Here is a 6,194-nt window from a genome sequence, read left to right as displayed (position 1 = left end):
CAAGGGTCGTGCGTTCTATGAAGGAGACCTGGCCGACAAGATCGACGCTTTCTTCCGCGAGCACGGCGGCCTGCTGCGCAAGGAGGACCTGGCGGCCTACAAGCCGGAGTGGGTCGAGCCGATCGGCACCCGCTACCGCGGTCACGATATCTGGGAGATTCCGCCCAACGGCAGTGGTCTGATCGCCCTGCAGGCCCTGGGCATGCTCGAGCGCATGGGTGAGGAAGGCCGGGATCCGGTGGAGACCCTGCATCGCCGCATCGAAGCCACCAAGCTGGGCTATGTCGACGGCCTTCGCTACGTTACCGAACGCGACGCCATGGGCCCGAGCGTGGACCAGCTGTTGGCCGACGACTATCTCGTCGAACGCGCCGGCCTGATCGGCGAGCAGGCGCTGGACCCGAAGCACGGCAATCCGATCAAGGGCGGCACCGTCTACCTGGCCACCGCCGATGGCGACGGCAACATGGTTTCGTTCATCCAGAGCAACTACAAGGGCTTCGGCTCGGGCGTCGTGGTACCCGGTACCGGCATCAGCCTGCAGAACCGCGGCTGGGGCTTTTCCCTGGACCCGGCGCACCCCAACGCCCTGGCGCCCGGCAAGCGCACCTACCACACCATCATTCCCGGCTTTATCACCCGGAATGGCCAGGCGGTGGGGCCGTTCGGCGTGATGGGTGGCTACATGCAGCCCCAGGGCCACGTGCAGGTGATCACCGCCATGCTCGACGACCACATCAACCCCCAGGCAGCGCTGGACATGCCGCGCTGGAAGTGGACCAAGGGCAAGACCGTCGAGGTCGAGCCGCATTTTCCCGACCACCTTGCCCAGGCGCTGGTGCGGCGCGGCCACGACATCGTCAAGATGACCGACACCCTGAGTTTCGGCCGCGGCCAGATCATCCTGCGCGACGGCGACAGCGGCGTGCTGTGCGGCGGCACCGAACCGCGCACCGACAGTGCCGTGCTGGCCTGGTGAAACCTGCAGTTCCAGACCCGGCGTCAACCGGGTCCTTGTTAGACCATAACCGGAGAAGCCAAATGCTGACACCCAACAAATCCAACGTCACTTCACGCAATTCCTTCCGCTGGGCCGCCACGACCCTTGCCGGTGTCTCCCTGGCAGTCGGTGGTATTGCAGCCACTGCCCAGGCAGACGACTACCCCAATAGCGCGGTTGAATTCATCGTACCCTGGGGGCCGGGCGGGGGCAGCGATGTGCTGATGCGCCTGGTCTCGAACCATATCGAGCCCCACCTTGGCCAGCCGATGCCGGTGATCAACATGCCCGGCGTCAGCGGCACCACCGGCCTTACCGACCTTGCCGACCGCGATAACGACGGCTACACCGTCGGCCAGGTACACGATGGCTTCATGGTCTCTCACCATACCGGCTTGACCGAATACAATTGGGACGACTACGAGCCGATCGCCGCGATCACCGCCTCGCCTCAGTACCTGACCGTCAGTGCCGATAGTCCGTGGGAGACCTTTGAGGACTTCGTCGAGTATGCCCAGGACAATCCCGGTGAGATTCGCTTCGGCGTGACCCTCGGCGGGGTGCCGCATATTCACGGCGCCATGATCGAGGAGGCCGAGGATCTCTCATTCCGCTACGTTGGCTTCGAAGGCACAGGGGAGCGTATTCGCTCGCTGGTCGGCGGTCACATCGACGCTGCCATGGGCGACATCGCCTCCAGCCTGCAGTTCGTCGAGAATGAAGACCTGCGCTTCCTGGCCGTCGGCCATACCGAGCGCATGGCACAGACCCCTGACGTACCTACCTTCGCCGAGCTCGGCTACGAAAATCTCAACCTTTCGATCCTGCGTGGCCTGATCGCCCCCCTGGGCACCCCCCAGGATCGTATCGAGGTGTTGGCCGCCGCCGTCGAGGCGATAGCCGCAGACGAGGCGTTCGTGACCCGCGTCAATAACGCCGGTGCAGAAGTCCAGTTCATGGGACCCAACGAGTACCGTGAGCATCTTGAGGCCCTCGACGCCACCATCGAGCGTCTGGCTGGAAACCTGCAGCAATGAGCGAGGCAACCTCCAGCTCCCGGCCGCAAGGCCGGGAGCCCGACGCTTCCGCCGAGCGGGCCAGGGCGATCAGCCATATCGTCTTCAACCTGGCGCTGCTGGGTATCGCCGCGGTGATGTTCTTCCACGCCGGCAACCTGCCGTCGTCGGCCTGGGAGCTATCGGCTCGGGCAGTTTCCCGCGCATGATGCTGGCCGTCCTGGCACTGCTCAACGTCATCATGATCGTCAAGGAAGCGGCCAAGCTTCGGCATACCACGGCACTGGCCAGCGGCAGTATACGCGCCTGGCTATGGCAGCATCGCCTGGCATTCGGCGTACTGGGGCTTTTCACCCTGTATGCCATTGCCGTGCCGCTGTTCGGCTTTCGCTGGGCCACGCTGCCGTTCGTGCTGGCCTGCCAGGTGCTTCTCGGCGCGCGACGGCCACGCCAGATAGCCATTGCCGTGGCCATCGCACTGGTGATGTCGCTGGGGCTGGACGCTCTGTTTCGGCACGTGTTCACCATTTCCTTGCCACGCGGCGCGCTGCTGTAACGCCTGCGGCGTCCGACAAAACCATTCGCTGACCCAGGAATGCGCTCATGATGGAATCCATTCTGGCAGGTGCCGATCAGCTGTTTACCCTGCCAACCATGCTGACCATGCTGGTGGGGGTGGTAGCCGGGGTGATCACCGCGGCCATTCCCGGCTTCACCATCACCATGGCCATCGTGCTGGCACTGCCGCTGACCTTCACCATGCCGGCCTTGCAGGGCGTCGCTACCCTGCTGGCTGTGTATATCGGTGGGTACACCGGTGGCATGATCAGTGCCGCACTACTGGGCATCCCCGGCACGCCGTCGGCACTGGCCACCACCTTCGACGCTTACCCCATGGCACGCCGCGGCGAGCCCGGCCGGGCCCTGGCGCTTGGCATCTGGGCCTCATTCTTCGGCACGCTGATCAGCTCCATCGTGCTGATCATTGCCGCCCCCCCCCTGGCCATGATCGCCGTCAAGCTCGGCCCCTGGGAGTACTTCTCACTGGTGGTGTTCGCCCTGACCATCGTTGCCAGCCTGGTAGGCCGCTCGATGCTGCGCGGCCTGCTGGCCGGGGCCATCGGCCTGATCATCGCCACCGTGGGCGCTGACCCGCTGATGGGCGTGACACGCTTCTCTTTCGACCTGCGCATGCTCTCGGCGGGCATTCCCTTCCTGATCGTACTGATCGGCATCTTTGCGGTCAGCCAGCTGCTGCGCGAGGTAGAGGACGCCGAAGAGGTCAAGGCCGGCAAGCAACTGATCGACAGTCGCATCAGCTTCAAGCCCTGGGCGGCGATGCGTGAGGTACTCTCCTACCCGTTCAACCTGGTGCGCTCGTCGATGGTGGGGGTCTTCATCGGCGCGGTACCCGGCGCCGGCGGAAGCATCGCCAACCTGCTGGCCTACGATCAGGCCAAGCGTGGCTCCAAGCACCCCGAAGCCTTCGGCAAGGGAGCAAGCGAAGGGGTGATCGCCTCGGAGTCGGGCAACTCGGCGACTTCCGGCGGCGGGTTGATCCCGATGATCGCACTGGGCATACCCGGAAGTGCCGTGGATGCGGTATTGATGGCAGCGTTGATGGTCCATGGCATCGGCGTCGGGCCGCGCCTGATCATGGACCACGCCGACACGGTCTACGGCATGTTCATGGCGATGTTCCTGGCAGGCGCCATGATGCTGGTGGTATGCCTGCTCAGCATGCGGCTGTTTCTCAAGGTCACCAGCGTGCCCAAGTCGGTCATCGTGCCAGTGGTGCTGACCTGCTGCATGGTCGGCGCCTTCGCGCTCAACAATCGCATCACCGATATCTACCTGCTGCTGGGCATCGGCATCTTCGGCTATATCCTGGCCAAGCTCGATTATCCGCTGGCACCGCTGGTGCTGGGCGTGATTCTCGGCCCAATTGCCGAGACCAACCTGCGCCGTGCGCTGATGACCAACGAGGAGTGGACGCTGTTCTTCACCCGACCGATCTCCTTGGCACTGCTGACCCTGGCCGCACTCTCGATCCTGCTGGCGCTGCGTTATCGGCTCAAGCAGCGCAGCCAGAACCTGGCGGAGGACTGACCCCAGGTCGCACAGCAACGAGGAGACCCAATAGGCCCTGCAGCCAGCAGTGGCAGGGCCTTGAGGGCCCCTCGGCCTCCAACCAGAGCGCTCCGGCACTGGTCTGCGCACTGACAATGCTCAGGCCAGTGCCGTACTGGCCTGGTAGCCCCCAAGGCAGCCACGGTATACCATACTTGGTGATTGTAAGCCGTGGCCACCTCCCTCCCTCACGCCTGACCGACTCTCCTTACCGCCTCCCCGGCGGCATCTTGATCCCTCCGCAAGCCCTCCTTCGATCGCTTTCGCCCCGCCTACTCACTGCAATTAAGGGCTTTTCCGGGTTCCTGCGCGGTCATGCCGCTATCCGGGCGCTGCCAAAATTTGATCCAGGTCAGAAAATCCCTTGACAGCATCGGCGGGGTGAAATTAGTCTTGCCACATGGCTTTTGGTATACCATGAGCCAAACAGGAAGGCAGAGGCCCACAACATCAATTGTCACTGCACTTCCCTGACTCCCGTAGGCATACCAATAAAACGGGCCATTGGCTGAAGCAGCCAATACCCAGGCAACCAGGAGAGATCCCCATGGCCGAACTGATGAATCGTGACGAATTCCGCACCGCCCTCGAAGAAGCCATCAAGGGCAAGAGCGCCAACAAGGCACCGTTCAGCGTGGCATGGGCCAGCGGCAAGCTGGACCGCTCCCACCTCGCCAAGTGGGCCGAGAACCACTATCACTACGTTGGCCCCTTCGCCGACTACCTGGCCTACATCTACGCCAACACCCCGGAGAAATTCACCGAGGCCAAGGACTTCCTGCTGCAGAACATGTATGAGGAAGAGCTCGGCGGTGACCGTCATACCGATCTGCTGATCCGTTTCGCCGAGGCCTGCGGCACCACTCGCGAGCGGGTCGAGAACCCCGACAACATGTCGCCCACCACCCGTGGCCTGCAGAGCTGGTGCTATGCCGTCGCCATGCGCGAGCACCCGGTGGTCGCCGTGGCCGGCCTGGTGGTTGGCCTGGAGTCCCAGGTGCCCTCCATCTATCGCAAGCAGACCCCGACCCTGCGCGACAAGTATGGCTTCACCGATGAAGAGGTGGAGTTCTTCGACCTGCACATCGTCTCCGACGAGATCCACGGTGAGCGCGGCTATCAGATCGTGCTCGAGCACGCCGACACCGTCGAACTGCAGCAGCGCTGCCTGAAGATTTGCGAGATCGGCGCCCAGATGCGCCTGCTCTACACCACGGCGCTCTACTACGACTACGTGGCCAGCGACCTCCCCCTCTCCGAGCTCGACCTGGCGGCCTGATACCAGCCGTTTCGGTTCGTATCTCCGCACGATGCCTGCCGGCCCAGGCCGGCAGGCATCGGTCCCAGGAAAGAGGGCTCCAATGATCACACGAGGTGAGCTTCTTGGATAACGTCACACAGTTTCTCAATTACATCGACGGCAAATGGCAGCCTTGCGGCTCGGGCTCGACCTTCGAGAACCGCAACCCGGCAAACCAGGACGACCTGCTCGGCCAGTTCCAGGCCTCTTCCGCGGAAGATGCACAGCAGGCCATCGCAGCAGCCGAGAAGGCGTTCCCCGCATGGCGGGACACGCCCATTTCAAAGCGCGCGAAAATCCTCAACCAGGCGGCGGATTATCTGGTCGAGAATATCGAGCAGTTCGCCCAGGAGCTGACCCGCGAAGAGGGCAAGCTGCTCGCCAACAGCCGCGACGAGATCGCCCGCTCGGCCCAGACCCTGCGCTTCTACGCCGTCGAAGGCCAGACCATCACCGGCGAGACCTTCCCCCAGGACGACGCCAAGATGCTGGTCTACACCCAGCGCGAACCGCTAGGCGTGGCAACCATCATCACGCCCTGGAACTTCCCGATCTCGATTCCGGCAAGAAAGATTGCACCGGCCCTGATAACCGGCAACACCGTGGTCTTCAAACCCTCGTCGGATGCGCCGCTGATCGCCTATCGCCTGGCGGAAGCGCTGCACCATGCCGGCGTCCCCGAGGGTGTCTTCAACTTCATCACCGGCAGCGCATCGGCCATCGGTGAAGACATCACCGCGGCGCCTGC

The 6,194-nt window shown here is 63.6% G+C and carries 7 protein-coding genes; all 7 read left to right on the top strand.

The features are described from left to right. The coding region (locus tag Q427_RS04150) for a gamma-glutamyltransferase family protein (RefSeq protein WP_043511283.1) at positions 1-979 on the top strand (979 nt) is incomplete at its 5' end. Positions 980-1,041: 62 nt separating this feature from the next. Beyond that, positions 1,042-2,037: a Bug family tripartite tricarboxylate transporter substrate binding protein gene (locus tag Q427_RS04145; RefSeq protein ID WP_051496113.1), complete on the top strand. Its 996-nt coding sequence runs from the start codon at positions 1,042-1,044 to the stop codon at positions 2,035-2,037. Continuing rightward, on the top strand, positions 2,034-2,225 hold the full coding sequence (locus tag Q427_RS04140; RefSeq protein WP_043511280.1) for a hypothetical protein: 192 nt from the start codon (positions 2,034-2,036) through the stop codon (positions 2,223-2,225). The genes Q427_RS04145 and Q427_RS04140 overlap by 4 nt, the downstream gene beginning before the upstream one ends. Beyond that, positions 2,222-2,572, top strand: a complete 351-nt coding sequence (locus Q427_RS04135; RefSeq protein WP_043511277.1) for a tripartite tricarboxylate transporter TctB family protein — start codon at positions 2,222-2,224, stop codon at positions 2,570-2,572. The genes Q427_RS04140 and Q427_RS04135 overlap by 4 nt, the downstream gene beginning before the upstream one ends. Before the next feature lie 47 nt (positions 2,573-2,619). Beyond that, a complete protein-coding gene (locus tag Q427_RS04130; protein WP_231613399.1) occupies positions 2,620-4,125 on the top strand; it encodes a tripartite tricarboxylate transporter permease in 1,506 nt (501 codons plus the stop codon). A gap of 568 nt (positions 4,126-4,693) precedes the next feature. Beyond that, entirely contained in the window at positions 4,694-5,425 is a 732-nt protein-coding gene (locus Q427_RS04125; protein WP_043511275.1) for a TenA family transcriptional regulator, read from the top strand. Positions 5,426-5,529: 104 nt separating this feature from the next. Further along, on the top strand, positions 5,530-6,194 hold a 665-nt coding region (locus tag Q427_RS04120), incomplete at its 3' end, for an aldehyde dehydrogenase family protein (protein WP_043511284.1).

The organism is Halomonas sp. BC04, assembly GCF_000568385.1.
The sequence above is the reverse complement of the archived record's forward strand: the minus strand, read 5'-3'. Positions and strand labels throughout refer to the sequence as shown.